This is a genomic window from Solibacillus palustris, assembly GCF_022549215.1.
Taxonomy (GTDB): Bacteria; Bacillota; Bacilli; order Bacillales_A; family Planococcaceae; genus Solibacillus; species Solibacillus daqui.
Map to the genome: position 1 here is coordinate 1 of NZ_JAKZFC010000008.1, position 18,596 is coordinate 18,596.

Below are 18,596 nucleotides of genomic sequence, written 5' to 3' on the forward strand. Positions count from 1 at the left end.
TCACTTTAAACCCTCGACGTCAATACTTTATTTGAAAAAGTTTTTCGTTCTCGATTTGAAATGACAGTCAATAAATTATAACATCCTTTAATTCGAAATTCAAATTTATTTATTTGTATTTGATTTAACTCACTTCTCTTAAGGACATTTAATATAATAACAAGTAATCCCCACATCGTCAATACTTTTTTAAAGAAAAAGTTAAAAAAATAAATGACCTTTAATTGATAACTAATCAACTAAAAATCATTTCAATTATAAACTAATTATTTTTTGTAATAACCCGAGATATATAAAAGCTTCGTTTTGATGAAAGATCAATAATTTCACCTGATTTTATTAATTTAACAAGCGGACGAGTAGGAGAATATTTATTAATGAACATAACTTCACCTAATTCGAAATTGGATATTTCAATTTTCGTACCAATCGGTAAATCAACAACAATATCCATTAAAGCTTGAACAACTTTTATATCAAACTTACCGAACTCTTCTTCTTTAATCATTTCGATTACTTTGAATGGTGATTGTTTTGTACGATATAAACGTTCACTTGTCATAGCATGGAATACATCAGCGACTGCTATAATTTGAGCGAAATTCGAAATGGACCCAATGCGTTCCCCTTTAGGATAACCGCTGCCATCTAAACGCTCATGGTGTTGATAGATTGCCTCTTTCATCACTTCTTTAATAGCAGGTACATTTTTTACAAGCATATAACTGTGATAAGGATGCTTTTTTACTTCATCAAATTCTTCTTTTAATAATGCACTTTTTTTATCACGGATACGAGGTGAAATGCGCGCCATTCCACTATCTGCTAACATCCCTGCAATTGCTAATTGTATTATAATACCACGCTCGAAGCCTAATTTCTTAGCCATAATAGAAGCGATTAAACCTGTTGCAATACAATGGTGATACAAGTAATCTTTCGGGTTGGAGTAGCTGTTTAAATCAAATATATAGGAGCGATCCTCTAAGATTATCTCGATTAACGGGATGATCATACCACGAACTTTCGTAATATCAATCTTGCCTCCAGCCTCCCAATTTATAAATTCCTTTTTCAATTGAACAATTGCATCATTATAATGCTTTTCAAATGAAATGTATTTTGGTAAAGGTACTGATTTTGCTTGAATTTCTGGGTTGTCTTCTATTAGGTTTTCTATACTTGCATCGTTATAAACTGAAACTGTATTTAAATTAAATAATTCAAATACACGTAAATGCTCTGGCTTAATTTTTGTATCCTTATAAATAATTGGATATTGTGTATTGGCAAAAATGTCTTCTGCGATGACTTTACCTAAACGTAATTCTTCGACCTTCATATTTATTGCTTCCAACTTCACAACCCCTTGCATAAATGAATTAATATAATTGTATCGAAAATTTCAATTAATGGGGAGAAAATCACCCGAATGACTACATATTTCAATAAATATAGTTATTTAAACCTAATGCAAATGTCTTTTATACTATTATAACGAATACACTCTAAAATACAAATATAAAAAAGTAGCCTAGGTAGTTAAATCAACCTAGGCTACTTTTGAAAATTATTACTCTATTTATTCAGTTTCTTGTATTTCTTCATCTTCTGTATCTTCGTCTTTTTTCACACGTGCAACTGTTGCTACTGACTCATCTTCTGAAAGACGGATTAAACGAACACCTTGTGTGCTACGACCAATTATAGAGATATCATTTATATCCATACGAATTAACATACCATTAATCGTGATTAACATAATATCCTCTGTGCCATCTACAGCCTTCATAGCGCACATCTTACCGTTCTTATCAGTAATTTGCATTGTTTTTAGACCTAGACCACCACGACTTTGTAAGCGGTACTCTGCTTCAGGTGTACGTTTACCGTAACCTTTTTCTGTTACAACTAAAATTTCCTGACCTGGTTCGATAATTTCCATCCCAACAACATGGTCGCCTTCGCGTAATTTAATTCCGCGCACACCAGCAGCCGAACGTCCCATCGAACGAATATCATCCTCTTTGAAACGAACAAGCATCCCTTCGCGTGTACCAATAATAATTTCCTTCGTGCCATCTGTTAAATGTACAGAAATTAGATCATCATCTTCACGTAAAGTAATGGCAATTAACCCATTTGTACGGATATTGGCGAATTGATCAACAGGAGTACGCTTTGTTACACCCGTTTTCGTTGTGAAGATGAAGTAAGCATCTTCTTTAAATTCAGAAACGCGGATCATCGCTGTTACTTTTTCGCCCTTATCAATATTTAATAAGTTAACGATTGGTAGCCCTTTTGCTTGGCGTCCAAACTCTGGAATTTCATACCCCTTCGCACGGAACACTTTCCCTTTTGATGTAAAGAATAGGATTGTATCATGCGTTGATGTGAACAATAAATGTTCTACGAAGTCATCTTCATTCGTACCCATACCTTGTACACCGCGCCCTCCACGTTTTTGTGAGCGGTATGTGTTCGCTGCTAAACGCTTAATGTACCCATTATGCGTTAATGTTAGCACTGAGTTTTCACGAGGAATTAAATCTTCATCTTCGATCATTTCTAAGCCACCAGCAGTAATTTCTGTACGACGTGCGTCATTAAAGCGATCTTTAATTTCTGTCATTTCTGTACGAATGATTTCTACTACTTTAGCTTCATCAGCTAAAATTGCTTTTAACTCGGCAATTAACACTAGCAACTCATTGTATTCATTTTCAATTTTTTCACGCTCTAAACCACTTAAACGAACAAGACGCATATCTAAAATCGCTTGTGCTTGGCGTTCCGATAAATTGAAGCGCTCCATTAATTGCGGCTTTGCTTCTTCTCCGCTACGAGAGCTACGGATAATTGAAATAATTTCATCGATATGATCAAGTGCAATACGTAAGCCTTCTAAAATATGTGCACGATCTTCTGCTTTTCGAAGCTCGAATGCAGTACGTCGTTTAATAACTACTTTTTGGTGTTCTAAGTAATGATATAGCACTTCTTTTAAGCTTAATACTTTCGGTTGACCATCTACTAATGCAAGCATGTTCACACCGAAGCTTGATTGCATAGTTGTTTGCTTATATAAGTTATTTAACACAACATTGGCATTGGCATCACGACGAACTTCAATAACGATACGCATCCCATTACGGTCTGATTCATCTTGAAGTTTTGTAATGCCATCAATTTTTTTGTCGCGTACTAATTCGGCAATTTTTTCGATTAATTTTGCTTTGTTTACTTGGTATGGTAATTCGTGAACTAAAATCGTTTCTTTCCCATTAGAAGCTTGCTCAATTTCTACTTTTGCACGAATAGTTAATGAGCCGCGCCCTGTTTCATAGGCACGACGGATTCCTGAGCGCCCTAAAATTAAACCACCTGTTGGGAAATCTGGTCCTGGGATAATTTCCATTAGCTCCTCAGTTGTAATACTTGGGTTATCTGCTAATGCTAGTACGCCATCGATTGTTTCACCAAGCTGATGTGGTGGAATATTCGTCGCCATACCAACGGCAATTCCTGATGCTCCATTCACTAAAAGGTTCGGATAACGTGCTGGTAACACTTTTGGCTCGTTTTCGCTACCATCATAGTTTGGTTCGAAATCAATTGTATCTTTGTTAATATCTCGCAACATTTCCATTGCGATTTTTGACATACGCGATTCTGTATAACGCATCGCAGCTGCGCCATCGCCATCGACAGAACCAAAGTTACCGTGTCCATCGACAAGCATATAGCGGTAACTGAAGTTTTGCGCCATACGTACCATCGCTTCATAAATTGAAGAGTCACCGTGCGGGTGGTATTTACCCATTACGTCCCCGACGATACGCGCACTCTTTTTATATGGTTTATCCGAAGTGTTTCCTAGTTCCTGCATCCCATATAAAATACGACGGTGTACAGGCTTAAGCCCGTCACGTACATCTGGTAATGCACGTGAAACAATAACACTCATCGCATAACTTAAAAAGGATGTTTTGATTTCGGATGTAATATTTCTAGATTCAATATGTCCATGTTGAATGTCAGACAAAATAAGGACCCCCTTCCAATTTAAACATCCAAGTCTTGCACGTAAACTGCATTTTCCTCGATAAAGTCACGACGTGGTCCTACTTCATCACCCATTAAGTGGTCAAATATTTTATCGGCTTCAATGGCATCATCTAATTCTACTCGAATTAATGTACGGTGCTCCGGATCCATTGTTGTATCCCATAATTGCTCTGCATTCATTTCTCCTAACCCTTTGTAACGCTGTACATTTGGCTTTGGTAATTTAGGCAGGCGTTCTAAAATTTCATCTAATTCTGCATCAGAATAGCAGTATTCCGAATGCTTCCCTTGTTTCACTTGGTAAAGCGGTGGCTTAGCTGCATATACATATCCTGCCTCGATTAATGGACGCATGAAGCGGAAGAAAAATGTTAATAATAATACACGAATGTGTGCACCATCGACATCGGCATCAGTCATGATGATGATCTTGTGATAGCGGGCTTTTTCTAAGTTAAAGTCTTCACCTATACCTGTACCGAACGCTGTAATCATCGCACGGATTTCAGCATTTGATAAAATACGATCTAAACGTGCTTTTTCAACATTTAAAATTTTACCGCGTAGTGGCAAGATTGCTTGGAAGTGACGATCACGACCAGATTTTGCAGAACCACCGGCAGAGTCACCCTCTACGATGTATATTTCTGATTCAGCAGGGTTTGTTGATGAACAGTCTGCTAATTTACCTGGTAAATTGGATACTTCTAGCGCTGATTTACGACGTGTAAATTCACGCGCTTTTTTCGCAGCAACACGCGCACGCGCTGCCATTGTTCCTTTTTCAACAATTTGACGTGCCACACTTGGGTTTTCTAATAAGAAACGCTCAAAGCCATCTGAAAATAATGAGTTCGTAATCTGGCTAACTTCTGAGTTACCAAGTTTTGTTTTTGTTTGACCTTCGAATTGTGGGTCTGGGTGTTTCACCGACACAATTGCGATTAATCCTTCACGAACGTCTTCTCCAGTAAGGTTGGTATCCGCTTCTTTAATTATATTTGCTTTTCGTGCGTAGTCATTAATAACACGTGTTAATGCAGTTTTAAAACCTGATTCGTGAGTACCACCCTCATAGGTATTGATGTTGTTAGCAAATGACATAATAGTTGAATTGAAGCCTGCATTGTATTGCATTGCAATTTCAACTGAAATACCTTCTTTTTCGCCGAATACATCAATTGGTGCATGAATTGGCTCTTTATTTTCGTTAATGTGTTCAACATATTCACGAATACCACCTTCGAAGTGGAATGCTTCTTCGCGCTCTTGACCTTCACGCTCATCAGCAATCGAAATACGAATGCCACGATTTAAGTAGGCTAATTCACGAATACGTGTTGCTAAAATGTCATATTCGTACACTAGTGTTTCTTTGAAGATTTCAGCATCGGCTTTAAAACGTGTTGTCGTACCTGTACGGCTTGTTTCACCGATTACTGTTAACTTTTGCTTTGTATGACCACGTTCGAATTTAATTTCATGTACTTTTTCATCACGGTGTACTTGAACGATTGTCTCAATTGATAATGCGTTAACTACAGAAGCACCTACTCCGTGAAGACCACCAGAAACTTTGTAGCCTCCACCGCCAAATTTACCACCAGCGTGTAATACGGTCATAATTACTTCAACAGCAGGCATACCCATTTTTTCTTGCGTATCTACAGGGATTCCACGGCCATTATCTTCTACACGAATCCAATTATCTTGTTCGATTGTTACTTTAATATCTGTACAAAAACCAGCTAATGCTTCATCAATACTGTTATCAACGATTTCCCATACTAAATGGTGCAACCCTTTTGAGCTTGTAGAACCGATATACATACCTGGACGTTTACGAACAGCTTCTAAACCTTCCAGTACTTGTATTTGTTCGGCATCATAAGATTGCTGGACTTTACTATCTTCTAAAGTCACTATAGTTCACCTACTCTTTCATAACGATTAGTATGCTTCTTTTTTGTTTATTTTCATGCATTAAAAATGCGCTATTATTGTTCAATTGTACCTTGTCTTACACGGAATAGTTTCGCATGTTGAATTGTATCATGATGAATGCCCTCAACGCTTGTAGTCGTAACAAATGTCTGTACTTCACCTTGAATCGTATTCAATAAATGCGATTGACGATAATCATCCAACTCTGACAATACGTCGTCTAATAATAATATCGGTGTTTCTTTTGTTTCCTGTTTGATGAGCTCTATTTCTGCTAATTTTAATGACAGTGCTGTTGTGCGCTGCTGGCCTTGCGAACCATACACTTGCACATCATAGTCATTTACAAGAAACTGCAAATCATCTCGGTGCGGCCCAATTAACGTCACACCACGGTCAATTTCACGTTGCTTAATTTCATCTAGCTTTTGCTTTAAATAGGCACTCATCTGTTCTGCGCTCCAGCTTGCTTCCATTCCCGAAACAGGACGGTATTTGATGACAAGCCTTTCTAACCCGCGCGAAATGCCTTCATGAATCGGCTCTGCCCAAGCTTGTAATAGCTCCATAAATTGAAATCGTTTACGAATAATTTGCACAGCAGCCCCTATATATTGCTCCGTATAAATATCAAACATCACGTCATTAGTGAGTGATGCTTTTCCTTGGTTACTTTTTAATAAATGATTACGTTGTTTTAATATTTTTTGAAATGTTAATAAATCATGTAAGTAAACAGGCGAAATTTGCCCAATTTCCATATCGATAAATCGACGGCGAATTTGTGGACTTCCTTTGACGATATTTAAATCTTCAGGTGCAAACATGACAACGTTCATTTGACCAATATAGTTACTTAACTTTGTTTGCTCGAGATGATTAATCTTGCCTTTTTTGCCCTTCTTGGAAATCGTTAATTCAATCGGGACACTACCGTAACGCTTATTAATTACACCTTCTATTTTACCATAATCCGCTTCCCAACGTATTAATTCTTTATCGTTTGCAGTGCGGTGGGATTTTGCCATCGCCAATACATAAATCGATTCCATAACATTTGTTTTTCCTTGGGCATTTTCCCCAATAAAAACATTAATCTTGTCTGAAAAATCTAAAGTAAGCGATTCATAATTACGGTAATTCATTAGCTGTAAGCGCTCGATATTCATGAATTACATTTCTCCATTTGCAATAAATGCATCAACAATTTTAAATCGGCCAACCCCTGGAATATTAACGACATCGCCATGACGTAATTTTTTTCCACGGCGATCTTCTACTTCACCATTAACAAATACTTCATGTTCACTTAAAAACCACTTTGCCATACCACCAGAACTAATGGCATCTGTCATTTTTAAAGCTTGACCAAGCGTAATAAATTCTGTATCAATTACTAATTCATTCAACGTAATCCTACCTCCACTTAAATAAAGTCTTATCATTCTATCATACCTAAAAATTGTCCATAAGTAAAAAAGGGAGTGTCCGAGAAATAATTCTGGGACACTCCCTTTGCGCCAAGGATGGTGGGAATTTATTCTGCCCACTGCAGAAGCGCGCACTATGCAAAAGTTTTTTTACACAGCACTTAATTTATTTTTGTACCAAATTAGTACGTACGTACAGGTAAAATTAATTGTAAAATTGAATCGTCTAAAGCAGATCGTAAGATGAATGGGCGCATAGCACCAGTAAATTCAATGACAACATCTTGACTATCGATAGCTTTTAAAGCTTCCATCATGTATTTCGCACTGAAGGAAATTTTAAGTGTTTCACCTTCAAGATTCTCTACTTGGATTTGTTCTTCTACTTTACCAATTTCAGGTGAATTTGATGAAACTTCAATTGTTTGGTTTTCTAATGTTTCAAAACGAACAACGTTATTGCGATCTTCACGCGCTAAAAGTGAAGCACGGTCGATGGCCTGTAATAAAGATTTACCGTTGATTGTAATCGTTGTTTTGAATTCATCAGGAATTAAACGAGACGTATCAGGATAATTGCCTTCTAGCAATCGTGAGAAGAATAACACATCATCCGTTTTAAATAATACTTGCTGGTTTGTTAATACAATTTGAACTGGGTTGTTTGTATCTTCTAAAATTTTGTTTAGTTCGTTTAAGCTTTTCCCTGGAATAACTACTGAAGTAATATCAGTTGGTAAATTATCAAGATTTACTTTTCGACGAGCTAAACGGTGACTATCCGTTGCAACGCATATTAATTCATTACCTTCTACTTTCCAGTTTACACCTGTCAATACTGGACGACTTTCTGAAGTAGCTACTGCAAAAACCGTTTCACGAATAATTGATTTTAAAAGATCTGCAGGTATTGCAAATTGTTTATCTGCTGCTACTTCTGGTAGCTGTGGATATTCTGTTGAGTCTAAACCAATTAAATTAAACTCAGATTTACCAGAGCGAATAATTGTAGCAAAACCATTTGTAATTTCAATTTCTACTTCGTTTGTTGGCAATTTACGAATAATTTCATTGAACATACGTGCTTGTAAAACGATTGAGCCTGTTTGTGTAATGTTAATGATTTGTTGACCATCTTCTTCTGCATGAATAAATGTTTGAATGGTAATGTCTGCATCACTACCCGTTAAGCTTATACCTTCGTTTGTTACATCAATTTTGATCCCCGTTAAAATTGGAATTGTAGTTTTTGAACTTACTGCTTTCATAACATCGTTTAAACCGTCTAATAAACGATCACGTAAAATATCAAATTTCATTGTTTTACCTCTCTTATATAATTAATTATTTATTAAAAGATATATATAGATATAGTAGTAGGGGCTGTGGATTTGTGGATAACTATGGTTCGGAGCTTTAAAACACGATTATTCACATGTTAATAAGTTGTGAGTAATCGTGTGAAAAACTAGGAACCTTATACACAGCATTATTTACCTAACATACTACGGATTTGTTTAATATCCTGCTGTAATTGTTGATCTGTTTTAAGTAATGAAGAAATTTTTTCATGTGCATGAATAACCGTAGTATGATCACGGCCACCGAATTCTTCACCAATTTTAGGTAAAGAGAAGTCAGTTAGGTCGCGCGATAAGTACATAGCCACTTGGCGTGGAAATGCAATTGACTTTGTACGGCGTTTTGCAGAAAAGTCTTCTAAACGAATATTGAAGTGTTCGCCGGTTGCTGTTTGAATATCTAAAATTGAAATCATGCGCGGTTTTGAGTTTGGCATGATATCTTTTAATGCTTCTGCTGCAAGCTCTGGTGATACATCTCTATTTACTAAAGATGAATAAGCTACTACACGAATCAATGCGCCCTCTAATTCACGAATGTTTGTATCAACTTGATTTGCGATATATAGCATTACTTCATTTGGAATATCTAGACCGTCAGCTTTCGCTTTTTTGCGTAAAATTGCAATACGCGTTTCCAAATCAGGTGGTGCAATATCTGTAATTAAACCCCATTCAAAGCGTGAACGTAAACGATCCTCTAATGTTGGGATTTCTTTGGGTGGACGGTCACTTGAAATGACAATTTGTTTTGATTCTTCATGCAATGTATTAAAGGTATGGAAAAATTCCTCTTGCGTCGATTCTTTCCCAGCTAAAAATTGAATGTCATCAATTAATAAAACATCGACGTTGCGGTACTTGTTGCGGAAGTCGATTGCTTTATTGTCACGAATCGAGTTAATGAACTCATTTGTAAATTTTTCAGATGATAGATACACGACATTAGCGTTAGGATTATGTTCTTTTACATAGTGACCAATTGCGTGCATTAAGTGTGTTTTCCCTAATCCAACTCCTCCATAGATGAAGAAGGGATTATATGCTTTTGCAGGTGCTTCTGCTACAGCCAAGCTGGCAGCGTGTGCAAAGCGATTTCCTGAACCAATAACAAATGTGTCAAATGTATATTTTGGGTTAAGCATGCCCGGTGAATTATCTGCATGTTCATTTGGTTTTACTTGTGTAATTGGTGGTGGTAGTTCGAAATCATCTGCGATTTGATCCTTCTGAACGACAAATTTAATGACCAAATCTTCCCCAGTTAACTCGTTTAAAATTCCTGTAATCATATGAATATAGTATTGCTCAAGCCAATCACGGGCAAAAGAGTTAGGTGCTGAAATCGTTACATTTGTGCCGTTATGCGCCAGTAATTTCGTCGATTTTAGCCACGTATCGAAGCTCGGTTTTGAAATTTTTTGTTCAGCTTGGGAAAGTACTGCGTTCCATAGAGTTTCTAAATGTTCCAAGCTCGTTCTTCCTTTCATAAGTCAGTTCAATATTGATTTGTATATAAATAAAGGCTCTGTTAAGAGAAATAATTAGTAGAAAACAGAGTTATTTTATGATGCATTTTTAGGTAAAAATGCATGTCATACACATAACCACATGTTGTGGATAAACGTTATTCGAAATAGGTGGAAATCTTTGTCCACAGATTATCAACAATTGTGGATAAAATATTTCCCAGAAAAGAATTCCACAAAGTAAAACACAATTATCGTATCAAATAAAGTGGGCTATTTCAATACTTAAACGACTTTATCCACATAATCATAAACTATCCACGTACGAGTTGTCCACAGGCATAATTTATGTGAAAAAGTTGTAGATAACACTTGTGGATAAAATTTTAACGAAAAATAATTACTCACAGCATTTATTTGAACACCGGAAATTTTTGTGGATAACTGATTTAAAGGAATAAGAGGGGGCGTTGCGTGAGGTATTGCTAATAAAAATAGAAAAAATAAATTGGGCCATTGACAAAGAGCTAGTTTTATTTATATAATGTCATGGTCTGTATGTAGAAATAGATATAGTAACACTCAGATTCAGGAGGTGTATATAAATGAAACGTACGTACCAACCTAAAAAACGTAAGCACAGCAAAGTTCACGGTTTCCGCGCTCGTATGAGCACAAAAAACGGCCGTAACGTATTAGCTCGTCGTCGTAAAAAAGGAAGAAAAGTATTATCAGCATAAGTCCACTGAGCCACATCAGTGGTCTTTTTTTTCTTTTATATTGTACGAAGCAAAAAAAGTACCAATGATTAGATGGAGCAGGTGAATGGATAATGAATAAACGCCAACGTATTAAGAAAAATGAAGATTTTCAAAAGGTGTTTAAGAAAGGTAAGTCATTTGCGAATCGCCAATTTGTCGTGTATTGCTTAAAGCAACAAGATCAACAGGCGTTTCGTATTGGCTTATCAGTGAGCAAGAAAGTAGGAAACGCAGTCACACGAGTTCAAGTGAAGCGTTATATTCGCCAAGCTTTTCTGGAAATGAAAGACGAAGTAAATCAAGATTTCGATTATGTTATTATCGCCAGAACGCAGGCGGCCATGTTAGATTTTCATGAAACGAAAAAAAGCTTGCAGCATGTTTTAAAGGTTGCAAGAGTTTACAAAAGCTCAACAAACCGATAAAGAAAAAAACAAGATTTCACGCTGTATGGCGCGGAATCTGTTTTTCTAATTGGCTATATTTATTTAAACGGACTGTTCAATAGTTTGAAATAGAGTTGGGATTAATTTTATAAATTATTGAAACAATTAGTAGTGTACAAGCGTACACACATGATAAACTGTTGTCATATTAACTGAATAGGTTTGCTTTAGGAGGAAGAAGATTGAAGAAAAATCTTTGGATAATGCTGTCGCTTGTGTCAGTTGTATTACTGTTATCAGGTTGTTCAGAGTTTGACCAACCGATTTCTGAAGATAGCGAAGGCTTTTGGAATGAATATATCGTTTGGCCACTAGTATCATTCATCAAGCTCTTTGCTGATATGTTTGAAGGCAATGTAGCGCAATATGCATTTGCGATTATTATCGTAACAATTATCATTCGTTTAATTATTTTACCTTTAACAGTTAAGCAAGTGAAAAGCTCGAAAAAAATGCAAGAAATGCAACCGAAGTTAAAAGAGTTACAAGCTAAATATAGCTCGAAAGACGCGGCTACACAACAAAAATACCAGCAAGAAATGATGCAGTTAATGCAAACTTCTGGGGTTAACCCATTAGCTGGATGTTTACCAATCTTTATTCAAATGCCGATTTTAATTGGTTTCTATCATGCGATTAGCCGTATGAACGCAACTTCAGCATATGAGTTAGGTTCATTCTTAACAGTTCCATTAGGAGAACCAAGTATAGTATTTGCTGTTATTGCAGGTCTAATTCAATATGTTGTATTAATGACGGGTCCAGCAGTAGATAACCCGCAAATGAAAATTATGATGTATATCATGCCATTAATGATTGTTGGTTTCGGTGTTATTGCACCGGCAGCACTTTCATTATACTGGGTAGTCGGAAACATTGTTTCTGTATGTCAAAACCTTGTTATTTATAAACCTTGGAATAAAAATAAACCGGATGCTACTGACAAAGGGGCGAAATAAGTGAAACAAACTACGCAAATAGGCGCAACAGTAGAAGAAGCGATCTCATTAGCGTTACAAAAGCTTGGCCATAGTCGTGAACAAGTTGATGTGGAAGTTTTACAAGAAGGTAAAAAGGGATTTTTAGGTTTCGGAGCACGCAACGCCGAAGTTCGTGTGACGGTAAAAGACATTGTTCAACAACAAGTGAATGAAGCTGTTTTACAAAAGGTGACATCTGTCGAAGAGTTTGTTATTGGTGAACCTGTTGAAGAAGAGCCAATTTTTGTACAAGATGCGCAACCTATTCACCAAGAACATGCCCAGGTTGACCCAATTGAAGAAGCGAAAAGCTATTTGACGAGCATTGCTTTAGAAATGGGCATTACAGATTTATCAATTGAGCATACTTCAGATGGCAAGAACGTGTCATTTAAGTTATCAAGTGAAAAAGCAGCACTATTAATTGGTAAGCGCGGTCTAACATTGAACGCATTGCAACAATTAACGCAGCTTATTTTAAACAAATCAGCAAAATCGTTTATGATTTTACAAATGGATGTCGAAAATTACCGTGAACGCCGTCAAGTCGCATTAGAACAGCTTGCTGCTCGTATGGCTGACAAAGCAATTCGTTCACGAAAACCTGTTGCATTCGAACCAATGGCATCATACGAACGCAAAATCATTCATAATGCTTTAGCGAATCGTTTAGATATTGAAACGCATTCAGAGGGTACTGAACCGAATCGTTATTTAGTCATTGAACCAGTAAAATAAACATGTAGACAATAGCGACCTATTCTTTTGGGATAGGTCGTTTTTTTCGTAGATGTTTAGATAATCTTCATTACTTTAGATTTTGCTTAAAATATGTTAGTCTAAATTGTTAGAAAGTATAGCTCGGATGTGATTTATCCACATGTGGATAACACTGATATAGGAGGATATAAATGGAATTCGATACGATTGCTGCAATATCCACACCAATGGGAGAAGGTGCTATTGCAATTGTCCGTTTAAGTGGCGATGAAGCAGTAGCAATTGCAGATAAAATATTTAAGTCACCAAATAATAAACGCTTAACAGAAGTCCCGACACATACAATTCACTACGGACATTTAGTCGATCCAAAAACAGATGAAGTCGTTGAAGAAGTGATGCTGTCATTAATGCGCGGGCCTAAAACATTTACGCGTGAAGATGTTGTAGAGATTAACTGTCACGGTGGGATTGTGTCAGTAAATCGTGTATTACAGCTTGTGTTACGTTCAGGTGCCCGTTTAGCAGAGCCAGGGGAATTTACGAAGCGAGCCTTTTTAAATGGCCGTATTGACCTATCACAAGCAGAGGCTGTAATGGACTTAATCCGTGCAAAAACAGACCGTGCGATGAATGTGGCATTAAATCAAATGGACGGGAAATTATCTCGGTTAATTACATCACTTCGCCAAGCATTAATCGAAACACTAGCACAAGTCGAAGTTAATATTGATTATCCAGAATATGATGACGTAGAAGAAATGACGATTCCAGTACTGCAAGAGAAGTGTGGCTGGGTACGTGATGAAATTATTAAACTTCTGAAAACATCATCACAAGGTAAAATTTTACGTGAAGGCTTATCGACTGTTATTTTAGGTCGCCCAAATGTAGGGAAATCTTCACTTTTAAATAGTTTAGTACAAGAAAATAAAGCGATTGTTACTGATATTGCAGGGACAACGCGTGATATCATTGAAGAATATGTAAACGTGCGAGGCGTGCCATTACGTTTAGTCGATACAGCAGGGATTCGTGAAACCGAAGATATTGTGGAGCGTATCGGCGTAGAACGTTCACGTGAGGCATTAAAAGATGCGGACTTAATTTTACTCGTTTTAAATTATGGCGAGGAATTAACGGTAGAAGATGAGCGTTTATTTGAAACGATTCAAGCGATGGATTATATCGTTGTTGTTAATAAAACCGATATCGAACGTAAAATTGATTTAAACCGTGTCCATGAACTTGCAGGAAAACACCGCGTTGTCACTACTTCATTATTGAAAGAAGAAGGCGTTATTGAGCTTGAAGAAGCAATTGCTGCATTATTCTTTGAAGGACAAGTGGAGTCACAGGATTTAACCTACGTATCAAATGCACGACATATCGCATTATTACACAAAGCGCAGGCGGTTATTGAAGAAGCGTTACAAGCAGCTGAATCAGGTGTACCGGTGGATATGATTCAAATCGACGTAACACGTACATGGGAATTTCTTGGTGAAATTATTGGAGATACTGTGCAGGAAAGCTTAATTAATCAGCTGTTCTCACAATTCTGTTTAGGAAAATAAAAAAAGTGCTTAACAAGCAGAAATTCAGAAAGGAAGAACATTCATGTCAACACAATATGAAGCAGGTAACTATGATGTAATTGTTGTTGGTTCAGGTCATGCCGGAGTTGAAGCTGCTTATGCCGCAGCAAAAACTGGCGCAAAAACATTAATGCTTACAATCAACTTAGAATTAATCGCGTTTATGCCTTGTAATCCATCAGTCGGCGGTCCTGCAAAAGGGATTGTTGTCCGTGAAATTGATGCATTAGGCGGTTTAATGGGACGCGTAATCGATAAAACACATATTCAAATGCGTATGCTTAATACAGCAAAAGGTCCCGCAGTTCGTGCATTACGCGCACAAGCGGACAAACAACTATACCAACGAGAAATGAAACGCTTGTTAGAGGAAGAAGAAAATCTTCAAATTCGTCAAGCAATGGTAGAAGAATTAATCATTGAGGACAACCAAGTAAAAGGGGTTGTGACACAAGTTGGTGCGATTTATCGTGCAGATGCGGTTGTATTAACAACTGGTACATTTTTACGCGGCGAAATTATCATCGGCGACTTAAAATATTCATCAGGCCCAAATAACCAACAACCGTCCATTAAGTTAGCCGATAACTTAAAAGATTTAGGTTTCAATATGGTACGATTCAAAACAGGTACACCACCACGCGTAAATAGCCGTACCATTGATTATTCAAAAACGGAAATTCAACCTGGGGATGAAGAACCACGTGCATTCAGCTATGAAACAACAGAATATATTACAGATCAGCTTCCTTGCTGGTTAACATATACGAGTGAAAATACGCATGACATCATAAATGCGAACCTACACCTTTCGCCAATGTTCTCGGGAATGATAAAAGGAACAGGTCCGCGTTATTGTCCGTCAATTGAAGATAAAATTACACGCTTTGCCGATAAGCCACGTCACCAAATTTTCCTTGAACCAGAAGGGCGTGACACGCAAGAAGTTTATGTACAAGGCTTCTCTACGTCTTTACCAGAGCATGTACAACGTCAAATGGTGGCATCCATTCCTGGTTTAGAAAATGCAGAAATTATGCGTGCAGGTTATGCAATTGAGTACGATGCAGTAGTTCCAACGCAATTATGGCCAACGCTTGAAACAAAAAAGATTCAAGGTTTATACACAGCAGGTCAATTAAATGGTACATCAGGCTATGAGGAAGCAGCAGGTCAAGGTTTAATGGCTGGTATGAATGCAGGTCTGAAAGTACAGGGCAAAGAAGAGATTATTCTTTCACGTTCGGACGCTTATATCGGTGTGTTAATTGACGACTTAGTAACAAAAGGTACAAACGAACCTTACCGCCTATTAACATCGCGTGCGGAATATCGTTTACTATTACGTCATGACAATGCAGATTTACGTTTAACAGATGTTGGACATAAAGTAGGCTTAATTTCAGATGAACGATATGCACGCTTTACGAAAAAACGTCAGCAAGTAGAAGACGAAATCACACGTTTACGCGAAATTATCGTGAAACCAAATGCGCAAACACAAGAAACAGTTCGTTCAGTAGGTGGCGCAGAGTTAAAAGACGGTATTCGTGCATCGGACTTTGTCAAACGTACAGAAATGACATATGACTTAGTAGCAGGTTTAATTGAGCCAACTGAAGAATCATTAAGTGTAGAAGTACGTGAGCAAGTTGAAATTCATTTAAAATACGAAGGCTATATTCAAAAAGCGCTTCAACAAGTGGAAAAAATGAAAAGACTTGAAGATAAGAAAATACCAGAAAACATTGATTACGATGCAATTAGTAGTTTAGCTACAGAAGCCTTACAAAAATTAAAGCAAGTACGCCCGCTATCAATCGCACAGGCATCACGTATTGCAGGTGTAAACCCTGCAGATATTTCGATTTTACTTGTCTATATTGAGCAAGGAAAAATTGCAAAAATCACTAACTAATGAGGGAGCGTCTTTTTATAGGGCGCTCTTATTTATGAATACAATAAAGGAGCGTTATTATGAACGAGCAGCAATTTATTGAAGCTTTAAAGCAAAAGGGCATCGAGCTTTCAGATGAGCAAGTCGCCCAGTTCCGTAAATACTTTGAGCTTTTAGTTGAGTGGAATGAAAAAATGAACTTAACAGCCATTACAGATTTAGAAGGTGTCTATTTAAAACACTTTTACGATTCAATTAGCGCGTCATTTTACTTTGACTTCACAAAAGTAACAACTGTATGTGATGTTGGTGCAGGTGCTGGATTCCCAAGTATACCAATTAAAATCTGTTTCCCACATTTGGAAATTACCATTGTGGATTCTTTAAACAAGCGTATTACGTTTTTAAATCAGTTAGCGAATGAATTAAACTTAAACAATATGTCATTCGTGCATGCACGCGCGGAAGAGTTTGGTCAAAATGAAAAATACCGCGAACAGTTTGATGTTGTCACAGCACGCGCAGTTGCCCGTCTTTCAGTTTTATCAGAGTTATGTATCCCACTTGCAAAAGAGGGGGGTTACTTTGTGGCATTAAAAGCAGCAGCTGGTGCAGAAGAAATGAAGGATGCCGCAAAAGCGATCACAACATTAGGTGCGAAATTAAAAGAAGAGTTCGCGTTCCTTTTACCAGTTGAAGAAAGTGAGCGTTCACTTTATGTTTTTGATAAAGTAAAAGTGACACCAAAAAAATACCCACGTAAACCAGGTGTTCCAAATAAAACGCCTATTAAATAATTTTAGTAAAAGTTAGAGAAAAATATAAATTATGAAATGTTTTCGTCTTTTGATGCATACATAATTATATTTATGTTATTTTTTCAAAATTACTGTTCATTGGACACTGTACATTTTTGAATGAATCAGAAATAATATTGTATATGAACTAGACAGTTTCTTAAAGGTGGTGCCACACGGATGAAAAGTACTTTTTCACGTTTTTTCGGAGGCGGGACTAAGGAGCAGCCAGAAGTAAACAGTGAAGTAGAAGTAATAGAGAATATCTCAATGGCTTCAGAAGAAGTAGTTAAAATTCCTATAGATAAAATCATTCCAAACCGTTATCAGCCACGTACAGTTTTTGATGATGAGAAGATTGAAGAATTAGCAAGAACGATTCATACACATGGAGTTATTCAACCAATCGTAATTCGACCAATGACGGATGATGCAAGTAAATATGAAATCATTGCCGGTGAACGTCGCTATCGTGCTATGAAATCGTTGCAGTGGACAGAAGTGCCTGCGATTGTGCGTAATTTAAATGATCGTGAAACGGCTTCAATTGCGCTTATTGAAAACCTTCAACGTGAAGAATTGACAGCAATTGAGGAAGCACTTGCATACCAACAATTATTAGAGTTACATTCGCTAACACAAGAAGCGCTTGCTCAACGATTGGGTAAGGGCCAATCAACAGTTGCCAATAAATTGCGTTTACTAAAGCTTCCGCAATTTGTACAGGATGCCATTTTAAATCGTGAAATCTCGGAGCGTCATGCTCGTGCATTAATTTCTATTAAAGATGATCAATTACAAATGCAATTAATCGCAGCAACGAAAGAGTTTGATTGGAATGTAAGACAGCTTGAAGAACAAATTCAAAAAATTCTTCATCCAGAAGAGCCGGAAGCAAAAAAACGCAAACCTGCTCGAAAAGCGATTAGTAAAGATGTACGCATTGCCCTTAATACCATTAAGCAGTCATTATCGATGGTTACAAAAAGCGGGATCAATTTAAAAACAGAGGAAGAAGATACAGATGATTACTATCAAATCACTGTAAAAATTCCGAAGAAAAAATAACCGAGTTGCCTTCTATGTATTTTGTATGTAGAAGGTTTTTTAGTGGGTAAAAAG

At 37.0% G+C, this 18,596-nt stretch carries 15 protein-coding genes; 8 read left to right on the forward strand and 7 right to left on the reverse strand.

Going from position 1 to position 18,596, the window contains the following annotated elements; all coding sequences use genetic code 11:
- Positions 1-262 precede the first annotated feature (262 nt).
- The 7 genes from LZ480_RS16395 to dnaA form a co-directional block, all read right to left on the reverse strand.
- The gene (locus LZ480_RS16395; protein WP_241370630.1) at positions 263-1,357 is read right to left on the reverse strand and encodes an HD-GYP domain-containing protein; all 1,095 of its coding nucleotides are present in this window, start codon (positions 1,355-1,357) and stop codon (positions 263-265) included.
- 225 nt (positions 1,358-1,582) lie between these two features.
- Positions 1,583-4,048 (reverse strand): DNA gyrase subunit A, encoded by a 2,466-nt coding sequence (gyrA, locus tag LZ480_RS16400; protein WP_241370631.1) that lies wholly within the window; start codon positions 4,046-4,048, stop codon positions 1,583-1,585.
- A 20-nt stretch (positions 4,049-4,068) separates the two neighbouring features.
- Positions 4,069-5,994: a DNA topoisomerase (ATP-hydrolyzing) subunit B gene (gyrB, locus tag LZ480_RS16405; RefSeq protein ID WP_241370632.1), complete on the reverse strand. Its 1,926-nt coding sequence runs from the start codon at positions 5,992-5,994 to the stop codon at positions 4,069-4,071.
- Between the two features lie 74 nt (positions 5,995-6,068).
- Positions 6,069-7,184 (reverse strand): DNA replication/repair protein RecF, encoded by a 1,116-nt coding sequence (recF, locus tag LZ480_RS16410; RefSeq protein ID WP_241370633.1) that lies wholly within the window; start codon positions 7,182-7,184, stop codon positions 6,069-6,071.
- Positions 7,185-7,187: 3 nt separating this feature from the next.
- On the reverse strand, positions 7,188-7,424 hold the full coding sequence (gene yaaA, locus LZ480_RS16415; RefSeq protein WP_305037333.1) for a S4 domain-containing protein YaaA: 237 nt from the start codon (positions 7,422-7,424) through the stop codon (positions 7,188-7,190).
- A gap of 203 nt (positions 7,425-7,627) precedes the next feature.
- Positions 7,628-8,764 carry a DNA polymerase III subunit beta gene (dnaN, locus tag LZ480_RS16420; RefSeq protein ID WP_241370635.1) on the reverse strand — a complete coding sequence of 379 codons (1,137 nt, stop codon included), beginning with the start codon at positions 8,762-8,764 and terminating at the stop codon, positions 7,628-7,630.
- A gap of 170 nt (positions 8,765-8,934) precedes the next feature.
- Positions 8,935-10,278, reverse strand: a complete 1,344-nt coding sequence (gene dnaA / locus LZ480_RS16425) for a chromosomal replication initiator protein DnaA (protein ID WP_241370636.1) — start codon at positions 10,276-10,278, stop codon at positions 8,935-8,937.
- Between the two features lie 602 nt (positions 10,279-10,880).
- Between dnaA and rpmH the strand changes: the two genes are divergently transcribed.
- From rpmH to noc, 8 genes are all read left to right on the forward strand, one after another.
- Entirely contained in the window at positions 10,881-11,015 is a 135-nt protein-coding gene (gene rpmH / locus LZ480_RS16430; protein WP_008408389.1) for a 50S ribosomal protein L34, read from the forward strand.
- A 92-nt stretch (positions 11,016-11,107) separates the two neighbouring features.
- On the forward strand, positions 11,108-11,461 hold the full coding sequence (gene rnpA / locus LZ480_RS16435; protein WP_241370637.1) for a ribonuclease P protein component: 354 nt from the start codon (positions 11,108-11,110) through the stop codon (positions 11,459-11,461).
- Between the two features lie 203 nt (positions 11,462-11,664).
- Positions 11,665-12,441, forward strand: coding sequence for a membrane protein insertase YidC (yidC, locus tag LZ480_RS16440; protein ID WP_241370638.1), 777 nt, complete (start codon positions 11,665-11,667; stop codon positions 12,439-12,441).
- Positions 12,442-13,200: an RNA-binding cell elongation regulator Jag/EloR gene (gene jag / locus LZ480_RS16445; protein ID WP_241370639.1), complete on the forward strand. Its 759-nt coding sequence runs from the start codon at positions 12,442-12,444 to the stop codon at positions 13,198-13,200. It abuts the gene before it with no gap.
- A 173-nt stretch (positions 13,201-13,373) separates the two neighbouring features.
- A complete protein-coding gene (mnmE, locus tag LZ480_RS16450) occupies positions 13,374-14,759 on the forward strand; it encodes a tRNA uridine-5-carboxymethylaminomethyl(34) synthesis GTPase MnmE (RefSeq protein WP_241370640.1) in 1,386 nt (461 codons plus the stop codon).
- Positions 14,760-14,802: 43 nt separating this feature from the next.
- Positions 14,803-16,698: a tRNA uridine-5-carboxymethylaminomethyl(34) synthesis enzyme MnmG gene (mnmG, locus tag LZ480_RS16455; protein ID WP_241370641.1), complete on the forward strand. Its 1,896-nt coding sequence runs from the start codon at positions 14,803-14,805 to the stop codon at positions 16,696-16,698.
- Between the two features lie 59 nt (positions 16,699-16,757).
- Positions 16,758-17,474 (forward strand): 16S rRNA (guanine(527)-N(7))-methyltransferase RsmG, encoded by a 717-nt coding sequence (gene rsmG, locus LZ480_RS16460; RefSeq protein WP_241370642.1) that lies wholly within the window; start codon positions 16,758-16,760, stop codon positions 17,472-17,474.
- 180 nt (positions 17,475-17,654) lie between these two features.
- The gene (noc, locus tag LZ480_RS16465; RefSeq protein WP_241370643.1) at positions 17,655-18,542 is read left to right on the forward strand and encodes a nucleoid occlusion protein; all 888 of its coding nucleotides are present in this window, start codon (positions 17,655-17,657) and stop codon (positions 18,540-18,542) included.
- Positions 18,543-18,596: the final 54 nt, after the last annotated feature.

Bases quoted from the DNA above. Each gene is read 5' to 3' on its own strand.
- recF (WP_241370633.1), bottom strand. From the start codon at position 7,184: ATGAATATCGAGCGCTTACAGCTAATGAATTACCGTAATTATGAATCG.
- dnaN (WP_241370635.1), bottom strand. From the start codon at position 8,764: ATGAAATTTGATATTTTACGTGATCGTTTATTAGACGGTTTAAACGAT.
- rpmH (WP_008408389.1), top strand. From the start codon at position 10,881: ATGAAACGTACGTACCAACCTAAAAAACGTAAGCACAGCAAAGTTCAC.
- rnpA (WP_241370637.1), top strand. From the start codon at position 11,108: ATGAATAAACGCCAACGTATTAAGAAAAATGAAGATTTTCAAAAGGTG.
- mnmE (WP_241370640.1), top strand. From the start codon at position 13,374: ATGGAATTCGATACGATTGCTGCAATATCCACACCAATGGGAGAAGGT.
- mnmG (WP_241370641.1), top strand. From the start codon at position 14,803: ATGTCAACACAATATGAAGCAGGTAACTATGATGTAATTGTTGTTGGT.
- rsmG (WP_241370642.1), top strand. From the start codon at position 16,758: ATGAACGAGCAGCAATTTATTGAAGCTTTAAAGCAAAAGGGCATCGAG.
- noc (WP_241370643.1), top strand. From the start codon at position 17,655: ATGAAAAGTACTTTTTCACGTTTTTTCGGAGGCGGGACTAAGGAGCAG.